This is a genomic window from Burkholderia sp. SRS-W-2-2016, assembly GCF_001931485.1.
GTDB lineage: Bacteria > Pseudomonadota > Gammaproteobacteria > Burkholderiales > Burkholderiaceae > Paraburkholderia.
On sequence record NZ_MSDV01000002.1, the window covers coordinates 1 to 15,754 of the forward strand.

Consider the following 15,754-nt stretch of genomic DNA (forward strand, 5'->3'; position numbering starts at 1 on the left):
CCAAAACCCCCACCCGCATGACACCCCCGCCATTCGGCGTTATCGTGTGATCCACAACCAGGCACACAAGCGCAGAAGCACCCCGGGCACAAAAGCACACCCCGGCCACACCTCACCCGCAGTCCCCATTCCCCGCGTCCCCGCGAAGCAATGGAGCCTCAAACATGAGCTACACCGAGTCGATCGGCAGCCGCACCTACCGCTTCGCCGATCTGAAGACCCTGCTGGCGAAGGCCAGTCCACCGCGTTCCGGCGATCAGCTCGCGGGCCTCGCGGCCGCGAGCGAAGAGGAGCGCGTCGCCGCGAAGATGGCGCTCGCCGAGGTCCCGCTGCGCACCTTCCTGAACGAAGCGCTGATCCCCTACGAGAGCGATGAAGTCACCCGCCTGATCATCGACGATCACTCGCCCCAGGCGTTCGCCGAAATCGCGCATCTGACGGTCGGCGAGTTCCGCAACTGGCTGCTGAGCAGCACGACCGACACCGACGCACTCACCCGCATCACCCACGGCCTCACGCCGGAAATGGTCGCGGCGGTCTCGAAGCTGATGCGCAACCAGGACCTGATCGCGGCCGCGCGTAAACGTCCGGTGATCACGCGCTTTCGCAACACGGTTGGGTTACCGGGCCGCATGTCGGTGCGTCTGCAGCCGAATCATCCGACCGACGACGTCAAAGGCATCGCCGCGTCGATGCTCGACGGCCTGATGTACGGCTGCGGCGACGCGCTGATCGGCATCAATCCCGCGAGCGACAATCTCGCCGCGATCACGAAGCTGCTGCTGATGATCGACGAATTCCGCCAGCGCTATCAGGTGCCGACGCAATCGTGCGTGCTCACCCACGTGACGAGCACGCTCGCCGCGATCGAAAAAGGCGCGCCGGTCGATCTGGTGTTTCAGTCGATCGCGGGCACCGAGAAAGCGAACGCGAGCTTCGGCATTTCGCTGGCACTCCTGAACGAAGCGCACGAGGCGGGGCTGTCGCTCAAGCGCGGCAGCGTCGGCGACAACCTGATGTATTTCGAAACGGGGCAGGGTAGCGCGTTGTCGGCGGATGCGCATTCCGGCGTCGATCAGCAGACCTGCGAGGCGCGCGCGTATGCTGTCGCGCGCAAGTTCAAGCCGTTTCTGGTGAACACGGTGGTCGGTTTCATCGGCCCCGAGTATCTGTACGACGGCAAGCAGATCACCCGCGCGGGTCTCGAGGATCACTTCTGCGGCAAGCTGCTCGGCGTGCCGATGGGCTGCGATATCTGCTACACCAACCACGCGGAAGCGGATCAGGACGACATGGACAATCTGCTGACGCTGCTCGGCGTCGCGGGCGTCAATTTCATCATGGGCGTGCCCGGCGCCGACGACGTGATGCTCAACTATCAAAGCACCTCGTTCCATGACGCGCTGTACGTGCGCGACGTGCTCGGCTTGCGGCGCGCGCCCGAGTTCGAGGAATGGCTGGAGTCGATGCGGATCATCGATGCCCGCGGCGCGTTGCTCGGCGCGTCCGCGCAGCAACCGCTGCTCGAAGGCGCGCAAGACTGGATGGGCATCGCATGAACGACTCGCTCGATAAAGATCCGTGGAACGCGCTAAGGCGGTTTACCCAGGCGCGGATTGCACTGGGCCGCGCGGGCAACAGTCTGCCGACCGCGCCGCTCCTCGCATTCGATCTCGCGCATGCGCAGGCGCGCGACGCGGTGCATCATCCGCTCGATGCTCAGGCGCTGCACGAAGCGTTACGCGCGCAAGGGTTCGAATCGATCGATGTGCATAGCGCGGCGCCGGATCGGGAGCATTATTTGCGGCGGCCGGATCTGGGGCGGCGGCTGTCGGATGAGAGTCGCGAGGCGCTCGCGCAAAGGCAAATTCAAACGCCTGGGAATGCCAACGATGTGGTGTTCGTGATCGGCGATGGTCTGTCGGCGTTCGCCGCGTCGAAGCAGGCGATTCCGTTGCTGCTGGCAGTGCGGCCGAAGCTCAGAGATTGGAACATCGGCCCGGTAGTAGTCGCGAGGCAGGCACGCGTCGCGCTCGGCGATGAAATCGGTGAATTGCTGAACGCGAAGTTCGTCGTGATGCTGATCGGCGAGCGGCCGGGTTTGAGTTCGCCGGATAGCCTCGGCATCTACATCACGTACGCACCGAAAACGGGTTGCAGCGACGCGCAGCGCAACTGCATTTCGAACGTGCGTCCCGAAGGGCTCGACTATCCGTTGGCCGCGCACAAGCTGCACTATCTGCTGACGCAGGCGCGCAAGCTTGGGTTAACCGGTGTCGGTTTGAAAGACGACAGCGATGCGTTGCTAGAAAACGTCCCGACAACGCCGGCGTTGGACATTGAGCCAACTCCAGATGCGAAGAAGAGGGCGACGCCGTAAACCGTCGCCCGCGCTTACTTCCGCAACAACCTCAACCCATTGCCCACCACCAGCAAACTCGCGCCGACATCCGCAAACACCGCCATCCACATCGTGCCGAGGCCCATCAGCGTCAGCACGAGAAACACGCTCTTGATCCCGAGCGCGAGCGCGATGTTCTGCACCAGCACCACATGCGTCGCCTTCGAGAGCCGGATGAACGCCGGAATCTTGCGCAGGTCGTCGTCCATCAAAGCGACGTCGGCGGTTTCGATCGCGGTGCCGGTGCCCATCGCGCCCATCGCGAAGCCGATGTCGGCGCGCGCGAGCGCGGGCGCGTCGTTGATGCCGTCGCCGACCATCCCGACCGTCGCGCCATCGGCCGACCATCCCGCCACGACCTCGAGTTTGTCTTCCGGCAACTGATCGCCGCGCGCTTCATCGACGCCGACCTGGCGCGCGATTGCGTCGGCGGTGTGGCGGTTGTCGCCGGTCAGCATCGCGGTGCCGACGCCGAGCTGCCGCAATTCGGCGACCGCGGCGCGGCTCGTGTCCTTCACCGTGTCGGCGACCGCGAACAGCGCCAGAACGCGTCGCGCGTCGGCGAGCATCACGACGGTTTGGCCTTGCTGTTCGAGCGCGTCGAGCCGCGCTTCGAGTTGCGGCGAGCAGCGGCCGAGTTCTTCGATCAGCCGATGATTGCCGAGCCAGTAGGCAGCGCCGTCGATGTCGCCGCGCAAGCCGCGGCCGAGCAGAGCTTCGAATGCGTCGACGGGCAGGTGCTCGATGCCATCGTTGTTAGCGGCTGTCGCAATCGCCATCGACACCGGATGATCGGAGCGGCCCGCGAGGCTGGCAGCGAGCGTGCGGTAGTTAGCTGCCTCCGCACCCACGTCAGCAGCAGCACCAACCGCCTCGAACCCCACCAACACCGGCTTGCCATGCGTAATCGTCCCGGTCTTATCGAGCGCGAGCCGGCTGAGCTTGCGACCCTGTTCGAGGTAAACGCCGCCCTTGATCAAAATCCCCTTGCGCGCGGCAGCCGCGAGTCCGCTAACGATCGTCACCGGCGTCGAAATCACCAGCGCGCACGGACACGCGATCACCAGCAGCACAAGCGCCTTGTAGACCCACTCATGCCACGCCCCGCCGAACAGCAGCGGCGGCAGCAACGCAACCGCGAGCGCGACCGCGAACACGATCGGCGTATAAACCCGCGCGAATTGATCGACGAAGCGCTGCGTCGGCGCCTTCGACCCCTGCGCCTCCTCGACCGCGTGGATGATGCGCGCGAGCGTCGTATTGCCCGCCGCGGCCGTCACCCGATAGTCGAACGAGCCGCTCTGGTTGATCGTGCCGGCGAACACCGCGTCGCCGACGGTTTTGTCGATCGGCAGGCTTTCGCCGGTGATCGGCGCCTGATCGACGCTCGACCGGCCCGCGACGATCTCGCCATCGAGCGCGATCCGCTCGCCCGGCTTCACGCGCACCAAAGCGCCGAGAGCGATCGCGTCGACCCGCATGGTTGACCACGTCCCGTCGGGCTGCTGCACGCTCGCCTGTTCGGGCGTGAGCTTCATCAAGCCTTCGATCGCGTTGCGCGCCCGGTCGAGCGATTTCGCCTCGATCAGTTCGGCGATCGTGAACAGCACCATCACCATCGCCGCTTCGGGCCACTGGCCGAGCAGCGCCGCGCCGGTCACCGCGATGCTCATCAGCGCGTTGATGTTCAGGTTCAGGTTGCGCAGCGCGACCCAGCCCTTGCGATAGGTCGTGAGCCCGCAGGTGGCGATCGCGACGATCGCCAGACCCGCCACCAGCCAGGCGGGGGCGCCGAGCCAGCCAGCGGCCTCTGAGCCCGCCGCGACGACGCCGGCGACGATCAGGGGCCACCAAGGCTTCGACGGCGCGCTGGAGGCGGCTGAGGGCGCGCCGGATGCATCGACGGTGTTAGTGCCCACTTCAGGCGTGAAATCGAGCGAGCGCAGCGCGGCGAGCACCGGTTCGAGCGCATCGGGCGCGTGGACGACGGTCAGCACCCGCTGGATCAGGTTGAAATCCATGCTGCGCACGGCCGGCATGCGGCCGAGCTTCTTGCGGATCAGTGCTTCCTCGGTCGGGCAGTCCATCTGCATGATGCGGATCGCGGTGCGCAGATCGTCGCCGACCGCTTCGGAGCGGGGGAGTGCGAGCGGGATCGGCGCGGCGGCTGAAGCGCCGCAGCAGGCGTCTTCGGCGTGGCTGTGCGCGTGGTCATGACCGTGGGCGGAGTGGTCGTGGCTGTGGTCGTGGTCGTCGTCGGAGCGGCGGGATTCGTGGTCACATTGGCCGTGGTCGTGGTCAGAATGACCATGATCGTGACCGCAGCAGTGCTGGTGCCCGTCGCCGGGCTCGTGTCCGCGTTCCGCCTCATGTCCGTCGGCGCCTTCACGTCCGTGAGCATGCCCACACTCGTGTCCACGCCCCCGACCATCCCCCGGCGCGTAACTTTCCCCCGTTTCCAGGCGTTCAACTTTCGGGCGGCGAACATCGGTCATAGTGGCTTCCTCGTGCAATTTGTGGTCTAGTAAACACCTTGAAGCCACTACAAGGTCAAGGCCGCGTGGAGGAAAGGTTCATGAAAATCGGCGAACTGGCGAAAATCGCCCATTGCACGACGGAAACGATCCGTTTCTACGAAAAAGAGCGCCTGCTGCCCGAGGCGGAGCGCACCGAAGCCAATTACCGCAGTTACACGGCCAAGCACGTCGAGCGCCTGCGTTTCATCCGCAACTGTCGCGCGCTCGACATGACCCACGACGAAATCCGCGCATTGCTGCGTCTGACCGACGCGCCGGCGAACGGCTGCGGCGGCATCAACGTGCTGATCGACGAGCACATCGCCCACGTCGACACGCGCATCGAAGAACTGCAACAGCTGAAAGCGCAACTGACCACGCTGCGCGACCAATGCCATGGCGACCATCAGGTCGAGGACTGCGGGATCGTCCACGGCCTGACCGACATGGATGTGGCCGTGCCGCGTCCCCGTCATACGCACCTCGGCTGACAGCCGCGGCGAGCGTTACGCACGGCGGGCACAGCGAGCCGTGGCCGCGCTTCACCGCGTGCGAGCATCCGAAGTAGTCACAGGCCGGCGACGTGTAGCAGCAGTTACCCCTTACCAGGCAAGACCGCGCATGCGGCCTTGCCACCCGATCATCGAAAGCATTCCAGTTGGAGAATCAACGTGTTCACCTGTAGAAACCAGTCCTGCGGCGCGCAGTGGGAGCAATCCGACGTCGTCATCAAGAACGAAGGCCAGGGGCTGCTGTTCCGCTGCCCGCTGTGCGGCGCGCGCAATTACGTCGAGCGTTTCGACGGCGACGACGGCGCGGTGCTGTACGAACAGCTGCCCGGCCGCCCCGATCAGGGCCCGATGGCCGAGTAACCGCGATTCCCGACCAATACCCTATGAACAGCCCCTCCACCGGTCCCGCGTCCAGCGGCGCCGCATTCAGCGAACTGCCGCTGCCGCCCGCGACGATCGCGAACCTGACCCAGCTCGGCTACCTCGAGATGACGCCGATCCAGGCCGCGAGCCTGCCGATCGCGCTCGCCGGCCAGGACCTGATCGCCCAGGCGAAAACCGGCAGCGGCAAGACCGCGGCGTTTTCGCTGGCGCTGCTCGCGCGGCTCGATTCGCGCAACTTCGACACGCAGGCGATGGTGCTGTGTCCGACCCGCGAACTCGCCGATCAGGTCACCCAGGAAATCCGCCGTCTCGCGCGCGCCGAAGAAAACATCAAGGTGCTGACGCTGTGCGGCGGCACGCCGATGCGGCCGCAAACGGCCAGCCTCGAGCACGGCGCGCACATCGTGGTCGGCACGCCGGGCCGCATCATGGATCACCTCGAGCGCGGCACGCTGGTGTTGCGCTCGCTGAACACGCTGGTGCTCGACGAAGCCGACCGCATGCTCGACATGGGTTTCTTCGACGACATCGCGAAGGTCGCCCGGCAATGCCCGAAAGAGCGCCAGACGCTGCTGTTTTCGGCGACCTACCCCGAAGGCATCGCGAAGCTGAGCCAGCAATTCCTGCGCAATCCGAAGGAAATCAAGCTGGCCGAGCGGCACGACGACAGCAAGATCCGTCAGCGCTTCTATGAAGTGAGCGAGGACGAACGTCTGCACGCGGTCGGTCTGCTGCTCGATCACTACCGTCCGGTCAGCACGATCGCGTTCTGCAACACCAAGCAGCAGTGCCGCGATTTGCTCGACGTGCTGCGCGCGCAGGGCTTTCATGCGCTCGCGCTGCATGGCGAGCTCGATCAGCGCGAGCGCGATCAGGTGCTGATCCAGTTCGCGAACCGCAGTTGCTCGGTGCTGGTCGCAACCGACGTCGCCGCGCGCGGCCTCGACATCGCGCAACTCGAAGCGGTGATCAACGTCGACGTGACGCCGGATCCGGAAGTGCATGTGCACCGCATCGGCCGCACTGGTCGTGCCGATCAGGACGGCTGGGCGCTGAGTCTCGCGAGCATGGACGAGATGGGGCGCGTCGGCGGTATCGAACAGGCGCAGAAGCGCGACGTCGAATGGCACAAGCTCGCCGAACTGAAGGCGGCCAGCAACGAACCGCTGCTGCCGCCGATGGAAACGCTGCAGATTCTCGGCGGCCGCAAGGACAAGATCCGTCCGGGCGACGTGCTCGGCGCGCTGACCGGCGATGCCGGCTTCGCGGGTTCGCAGATCGGCAAGATCAACGTGACCGATATGTCGACTTACGTCGCGGTGGAGCGCAGCATCGCGCGCGAGGCGGTGCGCCGGCTCAGCGCGGGCAAGCTGAAGGGCCGCAAGGTCAAGGTCCGGTTGATGGACGATCTGTGATCGGCGACAGCAAGTCCCGGACTTTGGGGCTTGATTGAGGCACGATGAACAGCGAAACGGCCGCCCAGTGCGGCCGTTTTCTTTTCCGGTAAAAGCTGCGCATCACATTCCTTCATACCTCAGGGGTTGGCGAATTTCTCCTGAAGCTCTCTATGTCCCCGCAAACCGCGACCCGGACGGCTAGGCCCGGGCTCCGGTGGCTTCACGCGAGCCATGAACAAAACGCATGCCGCGCATGACAAAGTTTCGATTGCGACCGCGAATTGGCTGATGCTTAATCACCCCACTGGAAAGACCGCCTCGTAGTCGCCGCCGTCGCGGCCGCTGCCGGCGAAGAAACGGAGAAAGCTTATGCAGAGCGCCACGCAAGCCCGCTCGAAACTGCCGGATGTCGGCACCACGATTTTTACCGTGATCGGCCAACTGGCCGCGCAACACGATGCTTTGAACCTGTCGCAAGGCGCGCCGAATTTCGCGCCGGACCCGAAGCTCGTCGACGGCGTCGCGCAGGCAATGCGCGACGGCCACAACCAGTACGCGCCGATGGCCGGCATCGCCACGCTGCGCGAAGCGCTCGCCGAGAAGGTCGAGACGCTGTACGGCGTGCGCTACGACCCGGCCAGCGAAGTGACCGTGATCGCGAGCGCCAGCGAAGGGCTCTATTCGACGATCAGCGCGCTCGTGCATCCGGGCGATGAAGTGATCTACTTCGAGCCGTCGTTCGACAGCTACGCGCCGATCGTCCGTCTGCAAGGCGCGACGCCGGTGCCGATCAAGCTGTCGCTGAACGACTTCCGCGTGAACTGGGACGAAGTGTCCGCGGCGATCACGCCGAAGACGCGCATGATCATCGTCAATACGCCGCACAACCCGACCGCGACGATTTTCAGCGACGCCGATATCGAGCGCCTGAAAGCGGTCACGCGCGGCACCGACATCGTGATTCTGTCCGACGAGGTCTACGAGCACGTCGTGTTCGACGGCGCGAAGCATCAGAGCATGGCCTGTCATGCGGAGCTGGCCGAGCGCAGCGTGATCGTGTCGTCGTTCGGCAAGTCGTATCACGTGACCGGCTGGCGGGTCGGCTATTGCCTCGCACCGGCTGCGCTGATGGACGAGATCCGCAAGGTCCACCAGTTCATGGTGTTTTCCGCCGATACGCCGATGCAGTACGCGTTCGCCGATGCGCTCGCCAATCGCGACAGTTACCTCGGGCTGTCCGCGTTCTATCAGCAGAAACGCGACCTGCTCGCCAACGCGCTGCGCGAATCGCGCTTCGAACTGTTGCCGAGCGAAGGCAGCTTCTTTATGCTCGCGCGCTTCCGCGGTTTCTCGGACGAAAGCGACAGCGATTTCGTGCTGCGCCTGATTCGCGATGCGCGAGTCGCGACGATTCCGCTGTCGGCGTTCTACACCGACGGTACGGATTCCGGATTGATTCGCCTGAGCTTCTCGAAGGACGACGCGACGCTGCTCGAAGGCGCGCGACGTTTGTGCGAGATCTGAGCGCACGCCGATGATCCGCTGAAGGCTTCTTTATGGAGCCGTAAAAAGCGGCATTTTTGAACGCAGTATGATCGTCGCAGCGTGATTCGTCCGGGTGGGCGGATACGTGCGACGACGTATTCGAAGTCATTGAAGTACTCGAAGAAAGTGGGAGACCCGTTATGAAGTTGCTGCATTCTGTGTTGGCGCTGGCCTGTGCATGCGCGTCGTTGACTGCGTCGTTTTCCGCGAGCGCGGCCGAACCCGCCACGTTGCGTTTCGGCCTCGAAGCGCAGTACCCGCCGTTCGAATCGAAAGGCCCGAACGGCGAGTTGCAAGGACTCGATATCGACGTCGGCAATGCGGTCTGCAAGGCCGCGCATATGACCTGCAAGTGGGTCGAAACCTCGTTCGACGGGCTGATCCCGGCGCTGCAGGGCCGCAAGTTCGACGCGATCAATTCGGCGATGAACGCAACCGAGCAGCGCCGTCAGGCGATCGATTTCACGACGGTCGTCTATCGCGTGCCGAGCCAACTGATCGCGCGCCGCGACAGCGGTCTGCAACCGACGCCCGCAGGTTTGAAGGGCAAGCGCGTCGGCGTGTTGCAGGGCTCGATTCAGGAAACCTTCGCGAAGGTTCATTGGGAACCGGCTGGCGTGGTCGTGCTGCCGTATCAGGATCAGAACCAGGTCTATACCGATCTGACCGCGGGCCGTCTCGACGGCACGCTGGTGCTCGCGCCTGCCGGGCAAACCGGTTTTCTGTCGAAGCCCGAAGGCAAGGACTACGCGTTCGTCGGTCAGCCGGTGCGTGACGACAAGATTCTCGGCAGCGGCATCGCCTACGGGATTCGCAAGGGCGACACCGCGCTGCGCGATCAGCTGAACGCGGCGATCGCGAAGGTGCAGGCCGACGGCACCGTGAAGACGCTGGCCGCGAAATATCTCGGCAATATCGATGTGAGCGCGAAGTAAGCGCGTAGCGTGGTTGGACGGTGACGGGCGGCGTCGTTTGCGAACGACGCCGCCCGTTTGCTTGTTGTGCCCGCGTTTGACGACTACGATATGTGGGCTTCGCGATGATGGTGCAGGTGAGAGCGAAGCGGACTGATCGAGCGGAGAGGGCGGATGAGCGAGACGACTGAAGCGGTGGCCACTGCCGCGAACGAAGCGACAACGAATGCCGCCCGCGCACGCGTGCAATCCGCGTCCGCGCCGCGCTTCTGGCGCAGCGACGCGCTGCCGTTCATCGAAGCGCGCTCCATCGAAGACGGCCGCAAGGTCTGCTATGCGAAGCATTCGCACGAAACGTTTTCGATCGGCGCGGTGACCGGCGGCCACAGTGTCTATCTGAACCGCCACGCGCGCGAATGGATCGGCGCCGGCGCGGTCGTGATGATGAATCCGGACGATGTGCACGCCTGCAACCCGGTGGCCGGCGAACGCTGGTCGTATCGGATGCTGCATGTGGACGTCGCGTGGTTCACAAAATTGCAGCATGAACTCGGCTTCAACGAGAACCACGCGTTTCGCGCGTTCTCGCAGATCATGACGCTCGATGCCGCGCTGTTCGACGGCCTGAACCGGCTGTGCGCGATCCTCGCCGACGATCGCGCCGACACGCTGCGCAAGGAAAGCGCGGCGGTCACGTTTTTCTCGGACGCGCAGCAAAAACTGAATCCGGCGCGCGAGTTGCCGGAGCATGACGCGAGCGCGCAGCTCGCGCGCGCGGCCGAATTTATCGCTGAAAACTGCACGCGCGCGCTGAAACTCGACGACGTGTGCAAGGCCGCCGACCTGTCGGCATCGCATCTGATTCGCGCGTTCAAGCAGCGCTACGGGATGACGCCGCACGCGTATCTGATCAATCGACGCATCCAGTACAGCCGCGCGCAATTGCGGCGCGGCCGACTGATCGCCGACGTCGCGCTCGACGCCGGCTTCGCCGATCAGGCGCATTTGCAGCGCACCTTCAAGCGGCTGGTGGCGGCTACGCCGGGGCAGTATCGCCGCTAATCGATCAGCAGATAAACCGCGCTCGCAGCCAGCAGCGCTGCCATCACCCGATTGAACACCCTGACCCGTTTCGCTTCGCGCAAATGCTTGCGCAGAAACGTGCCGGCGTACGCCCAACTCGCGATCGACAGATAGCAGATCACGAAATACAGCGCGGCGAATTGCCAGACGATGCGGCCGTCGCCATTGGCCGCATACGCGCCCATCCCGGCCAGCGACGCGAGCCACGCCTTCGGATTAAGCCACTGCATCGCCGCGCCATGCGCGAACGACGGCCCGCGCGCCGGTTTGTCGGCGCTGAGCTGACCATTATCGACAGCGAGTTTGCCGGCCATATAGAGCAGAAAACCGACCCCCGCCCATTTGACGACATCGATCAGATCCGGAAAACGCGCGAGCAATTGATGCAGGCCGAGGCCGATCAATAGCAGCAATAACGTAAAGCCGACCGTCGCGCCGGTCACGTGCCGCAGACTCGCGGCGAGCCCATGCTGGGCGCCGGCACTGAGCGCGACGATGTTCACCGGGCCGGGTGAAATGGAACAGGCGAGCGCGAAGGCTGCCATCGAAAGTAATGCGGTCATCGGATGCCTCGAATCGTAAATGAGCGAATAGCTCGCGAGGCCCAACGTTAGCGAGGCGGCGACAGCGTGTATTGAAGGAAATTGCTCGGGCGAAAAAGAGCGGTTGAAACGGGTGACGGGTTTTAACTTCGCGAATTACGCAAACGTTACCGGGGGATTTGATTTTTAGATTATCCGGTAAATATTGCCATTTGAAAACTATGACATGCCCCTATAAAGCGGACGATTATTTTCCCGTTAAACAGCTTATCGCTCGTCGATGCGACGCCGTTGTCGTTCAATCGCTTGCACGGCAACCTGCACGACGGCCTCCGGCGAACGGAGGCATGGAGCAATAAACGTAGAGCACATGACCGAGAAGAGAACGACGCTGCTGCGCGGGGTGGTCGCGGTGGCGGGCAGATTGCGAATACGCCGCTATGGCGTGATTTACGCGGGCTGCGGCGTGGTGCTGGCGATGCTCGCGCTGTGCGGCTATTCGCTGTATCAGAGCCGCGAGGATGCGATTGCGCGCGCGCTCGATTCGTCGCGCGATGTCGCAACGATCACCGAGCGCGATATCGCGCGCAATTTCGAGCTGTACGCGCTGTCGCTGCAGGCGGTCGCCGATGGTCTCGCGCGGCCCGGCGTGCTCGATTCGCCGCGCCTGCGGCGCGAGATCCTGTTCGACCGCGCGGCCACCGGACAATACGTCGGCGCGATGGTCGTGATCGATGCGCAGGGCAACGTCGTGATGGACTCGGAGAGCGACGTGCCGCACGGCGGCAATCTGGCCGATCGCGAGTACTTCCAGGTTCATCGCGACAACGCCGGACTCGGGCTCGATGTCAGCGCGCCATATGACTCGCGACTGCGGGCCGGCTCGCGCAGTGTCGCGTTGAGCCGGCGACTGTCGCGGCTCGATGGTTCGTTCGCGGGCATCATCGCGCTCGGCGTCGATCAGGAATACTTCGCAAGCCTGTTCGCCGATCTGCGGATCGGCCAGCATGGCTCGGTGTCGATCATCCGGACGGACGGCACGATCATCGTGCGACGGCCCGACAATCGACACGCGAGCGGACTCGACATCAGCGACACGGCGTTTTTCCGGCAGCTGGGTGGTAAAGACGAGGGCAGCTTCGTCGCGATTTCGCCGCTCGATGGCGTCGAGCGGCTTTACTCGTTCAAACGGATTCCGCAACTGCCGCTGCTGGTGCTGGTCGCGGAATCGACCGCCGATATCTACGCGAGCTGGTGGCGGCGCGCGCTGACGATCGGCTCGCTGATGCTGATCTTCGGGATCGGCGTGGTCGCGTTATCGGCGCGGCTCGGCGCCGAGTTGCGGCGGCGACAGCGGGTGGAGCGCGAACTCGAACGGCTCGCCGGCACCGATGGGCTCACTGGCCTGTACAACCGTCGCGCGCTGTGCGAAACACTCGACCGCGAATGGCTGCGCGCGCGGCGCACGGGCAGTGTGCTGTCGCTGCTGTTCGTCGATATCGATCACTTCAAGGCGTACAACGACACCTATGGCCATCAGGCCGGGGATGCCGCGTTGATCGCGGTGGCGGCTTGTATCCGCCGGGTGATTCAGCGGCCGGGCGATCGCGTCGGCCGGTATGGCGGCGAGGAGTTCGTCGTGGTGCTGCCGGAAACCGATGCGGCGGGCGCTACGGTGGTGGCCGAGAACATGCGCGCGGCGATCGGCGAGCTGGGGATCGTGCACGTGGGGTGCGAGTTCGGGCACGTGACGGTCAGCATCGGCGTGACCACGTGGCGGCCGGATCTGCAGACGGATGTCAGCGTAGTGATCCGGGCGGCCGATAAGGCGTTGTATTCGGCGAAGGCGGGTGGCAGGAATATGGTCGCGCGGGCGGTTTGATCGTTACGAGTCCGAGGGCGGCGGAGCGGGTTCTTTCTTTCGGATCGGCACGAGGCCGACTTTCAGGCCGAAGAGTTTCGCGATGGTGTTGAGCGAGTCGACGGTCGGATTGCCGGTTCCGCGCTCGATGTCCTGGATGACGCGGCGGCTGACGCCGCGATGCTCGGCGAATTCCGCTTGAGTCAGGCCGGTCATCTGGCGCATTGCTTTCATCGCTTCGGGAATGGTCATGTCGCCCTGGCTGATCCTGTCATAGAAAGCGCGGCGCAGCGCGTTCTGCTCTTCGCGGGTGGGTCGAATCCGGCGGGGCATGCTAGGCCTCTAATGGTTTAAGGGCTTTCAGTTGTCGCGTCTGCGTATCGATGGACTGCGTCAGGAACTCGATGATGTCGTGATCGACACCCTGCGTAGCCATCGTATCGGGCAGGCGTTCGATTTGTTCTGCGAAGCGATTCAACTCCGCTGCGAGCGTCTGGCGTTCGGGCTCGGGTACGGGCAGCGCCGCGAGTACATCGGCCCAGTCCGTCAGTTCCGCGCGGGTGTCCGGCCGATACCACCTGAGTGCCCGTGGAATCAACGCGGGATCGAGGTACATCGGTGCGAAGTCGAACAGGGGCGTGAGTTGGACTTTGCCGTCGACCAGTTGCACGGCTGTATTGCGCGCGTGATTGTCCGTGTTGCGCATCGCCAGATTGAGTACGTCGCGCTTGATGAATTCGAGCGTTTCGCCGGCTGGGTTACTGACTACCTTGCGGATCCCGGCAACGACTTCGAACAGACTTGGGCGCGAGTCAAAGCCGCGGAGCCCCAGAATGGATGCCGCGCTTTCCTGATGAACGCGTGTGACTTTGCCGTTCCGAACAATCCGGTCGAAGCGCGGAATCAGCAGGACGTCGCCGTGAAGCGCCGGCAAATCCGCATGAACGCGGATACCGAGCGCGGCGGCCACCCGCATGTATGCCGCTTCGTTGTGCAGGACTTTTGCATCGGCGGGGCTGCTGCCGCGCGGCAGTTTGGCGATCAGATGCTGGGCGGCTTCGGCGTCGGGCAATACGGCATCGCCATGCAGCAGGCCGGCGTGGTCTCGGGTTAGCAGATACTTCGGCGCCGCGCCTTGAACACCCGTGGTGCCGGTGCCGAGCATTCCGTGCAGAAACATTCTTTCCGCGAAATCCGTGCTGCGCATGACGACTTCGTCGATCGTCATTCTGGGCAGGCCACGCGCATCCGCGTGTCGCTCGACGTGCGCGTCGAAGTAGTTGACGGCTTCGGCGATGCGGAGCCGGCCGATCGGATTGAGCGCGCCCGCACAGATCAGCGGGAAATCGGCGTCGGGGCCATCCGGGAGGTCCAGCTCGCCCAGCAGGAAACGACGGCCGGCCCCTTGTGGGACGAGGTCATAGACGAACGCAGGTAGGGTCGAGGCGGCGCGGATTTCCAGATCGACCGGCTCGGCCAGAGATACCGCGGCGTTCGGGTGATCGATGGCGTGCTCGATCAGGTAATTCCACTGGCAAAGACCGCTGTTGAGTTCGATCTGCGCGCAGTCGACCCATTGGTCGTTGAGGAATATTTGCAGGGTGCAATCCATGAGGCGGCTCCTTGTGCCTCATAAATGTAGCATAACGTCCCGACTGACCGCCTATACGCTTCTTATAAGTGTTTTTTTGAGCGAAGCGACGCTCGATGGGCTTTGGCGCTGGTTTCGTGATTACGCTTCGCTTGCGTCGACAATTTGTCACGACCCAAAGCAAAAAGCCCGGTCAGCTTTCGCTAACCGGGCTTCGTAATGCTTGGTGGGGCGTGAGTGACTCGAACACTCGACCTACGGATTAAGAGTCCGCTGCTCTACCAACTGAGCTAACGCCCCCAACAGAAGCGAGATTATGCAGTAACTTTTCGAGATTGCCAAGCCCTTTTAGCAAATTTATTAAAAAATCCAAATCGCTCGGGCTGGAGCCTTCCCTCGACAACGCCGCCGTCCCGAAACCTTCGACGCGTCCAATCGTCCCGGTATGATGTCGCGGACATCACGCCGCGCGAAGCGTCGCGCGGCTTTCGACCGGGGATTGCGATGGATGACAAAGAGGTTAACGAGCTGCTCGAACGCGTCCTCGCGCCATGGGTCCAGGCGCTGACGCTAAAGCCGGTCAAGGTCGACGACGAAGGCGTGACGCTGCGCCTGCCGTTTTCCGGCGACTGGCGTCATTCGGGCGGGATGATCAGCGGTCAGGTGTTCATGGCCGCCGCGGATACCGCGATGGTCGTCGCGATCACCGCCGCGCTCGGCGGCTTCAAGCCGATGAGCACGGTGTCGCTGAACATCAACTTCATGCGCGCGGTCCGCAAGGGCGACGTGCTGATCAAGGCGCGCGTGCTGCGCATGGGCCGCCATCTGGTGTTCGGCGAAGTCGAATTGTTCGACGACGGCGGCAACATGGCCGTCCAGGCCACCACGACGTACGCGCTGCTCGAATAAGCCTCGGCTCGCCCGGCGCACCCGCGGCATCCGCAGACAATGCGAAACCAGGCCACCGAGCCACCCAAGCAACCACCCAACAGCCGACAAAAAGGACGC

The 15,754-nt window shown here is 63.9% G+C and carries 15 protein-coding genes and 1 tRNA gene; 11 read left to right on the top strand and 5 right to left on the bottom strand.

The genetic code is table 11. The annotated features are described in order from the left end of the window. Positions 1-164 precede the first annotated feature (164 nt). Together BTH42_RS00350 and eutC are read left to right on the top strand one after the other, a co-directional pair. Positions 165-1,559: an ethanolamine ammonia-lyase subunit EutB gene (locus BTH42_RS00350; protein ID WP_075294742.1), complete on the top strand. Its 1,395-nt coding sequence runs from the start codon at positions 165-167 to the stop codon at positions 1,557-1,559. After that, a complete protein-coding gene (gene eutC, locus BTH42_RS00355; protein WP_075294743.1) occupies positions 1,556-2,380 on the top strand; it encodes an ethanolamine ammonia-lyase subunit EutC in 825 nt (274 codons plus the stop codon). Before BTH42_RS00350 ends, eutC begins: the two co-directional genes overlap by 4 nt. Positions 2,381-2,394: 14 nt before the next feature. Here eutC and BTH42_RS00360 read toward each other — a convergent pair whose 3' ends face one another. Then, positions 2,395-4,488, bottom strand: a complete 2,094-nt coding sequence (locus BTH42_RS00360; protein ID WP_075294773.1) for a heavy metal translocating P-type ATPase — start codon at positions 4,486-4,488, stop codon at positions 2,395-2,397. Between the two features lie 108 nt (positions 4,489-4,596). On the opposite strand from BTH42_RS00360, the gene BTH42_RS34585 reads away from it, so the two are divergent. The 7 genes from BTH42_RS34585 (at position 4,597) to BTH42_RS00395 (ending at position 10,731) form a co-directional block, all read left to right on the top strand. Beyond that, a complete protein-coding gene (locus tag BTH42_RS34585; RefSeq protein WP_075294744.1) occupies positions 4,597-4,926 on the top strand; it encodes a hypothetical protein in 330 nt (109 codons plus the stop codon). 50 nt (positions 4,927-4,976) lie between these two features. Next, positions 4,977-5,408 carry a Cd(II)/Pb(II)-responsive transcriptional regulator gene (gene cadR / locus BTH42_RS00370; protein ID WP_075294745.1) on the top strand — a complete coding sequence of 144 codons (432 nt, stop codon included), beginning with the start codon at positions 4,977-4,979 and terminating at the stop codon, positions 5,406-5,408. A gap of 180 nt (positions 5,409-5,588) precedes the next feature. Beyond that, positions 5,589-5,789, top strand: coding sequence for a hypothetical protein (locus tag BTH42_RS00375; RefSeq protein WP_075294746.1), 201 nt, complete (start codon positions 5,589-5,591; stop codon positions 5,787-5,789). 23 nt (positions 5,790-5,812) lie between these two features. Further along, positions 5,813-7,228 carry an ATP-dependent RNA helicase DbpA gene (gene dbpA / locus BTH42_RS00380; RefSeq protein ID WP_075294747.1) on the top strand — a complete coding sequence of 472 codons (1,416 nt, stop codon included), beginning with the start codon at positions 5,813-5,815 and terminating at the stop codon, positions 7,226-7,228. A gap of 351 nt (positions 7,229-7,579) precedes the next feature. Further along, positions 7,580-8,734, top strand: a complete 1,155-nt coding sequence (locus tag BTH42_RS00385) for a pyridoxal phosphate-dependent aminotransferase (RefSeq protein ID WP_075294748.1) — start codon at positions 7,580-7,582, stop codon at positions 8,732-8,734. Between the two features lie 161 nt (positions 8,735-8,895). Next, positions 8,896-9,690 carry an ABC transporter substrate-binding protein gene (locus tag BTH42_RS00390; RefSeq protein WP_075294749.1) on the top strand — a complete coding sequence of 265 codons (795 nt, stop codon included), beginning with the start codon at positions 8,896-8,898 and terminating at the stop codon, positions 9,688-9,690. Between the two features lie 153 nt (positions 9,691-9,843). Then, the gene (locus BTH42_RS00395) at positions 9,844-10,731 is read left to right on the top strand and encodes an AraC family transcriptional regulator (RefSeq protein WP_075294750.1); all 888 of its coding nucleotides are present in this window, start codon (positions 9,844-9,846) and stop codon (positions 10,729-10,731) included. Here the strand turns inward: BTH42_RS00395 and BTH42_RS00400 are convergent. After that, positions 10,728-11,315, bottom strand: coding sequence for a LysE family translocator (locus BTH42_RS00400; RefSeq protein ID WP_075294774.1), 588 nt, complete (start codon positions 11,313-11,315; stop codon positions 10,728-10,730). The two genes, BTH42_RS00395 and BTH42_RS00400, sit on opposite strands and share 4 nt — an antisense overlap. A 349-nt stretch (positions 11,316-11,664) precedes the next feature. Between BTH42_RS00400 and BTH42_RS00405 the strand changes: the two genes are divergently transcribed. Then, a complete protein-coding gene (locus BTH42_RS00405) occupies positions 11,665-13,176 on the top strand; it encodes a sensor domain-containing diguanylate cyclase (RefSeq protein ID WP_083654633.1) in 1,512 nt (503 codons plus the stop codon). Between the two features lie 3 nt (positions 13,177-13,179). Here BTH42_RS00405 and BTH42_RS00410 read toward each other — a convergent pair whose 3' ends face one another. The 3 genes from BTH42_RS00410 to BTH42_RS00420 form a co-directional block, all read right to left on the bottom strand. Further along, complete coding sequence (locus BTH42_RS00410; RefSeq protein ID WP_075294751.1) at positions 13,180-13,488, bottom strand: helix-turn-helix domain-containing protein; 309 nt, start codon at positions 13,486-13,488, stop codon at positions 13,180-13,182. Between the two features lies 1 nt (position 13,489). Next, positions 13,490-14,767: a type II toxin-antitoxin system HipA family toxin gene (locus tag BTH42_RS00415; protein ID WP_075294752.1), complete on the bottom strand. Its 1,278-nt coding sequence runs from the start codon at positions 14,765-14,767 to the stop codon at positions 13,490-13,492. A 203-nt stretch (positions 14,768-14,970) separates the two neighbouring features. After that, positions 14,971-15,046 (bottom strand) — tRNA-Lys (locus BTH42_RS00420). 204 nt (positions 15,047-15,250) lie between these two features. On the opposite strand from BTH42_RS00420, the gene BTH42_RS00425 reads away from it, so the two are divergent. Next, complete coding sequence (locus tag BTH42_RS00425; RefSeq protein WP_075294753.1) at positions 15,251-15,655, top strand: PaaI family thioesterase; 405 nt, start codon at positions 15,251-15,253, stop codon at positions 15,653-15,655. Positions 15,656-15,754: the final 99 nt, after the last annotated feature.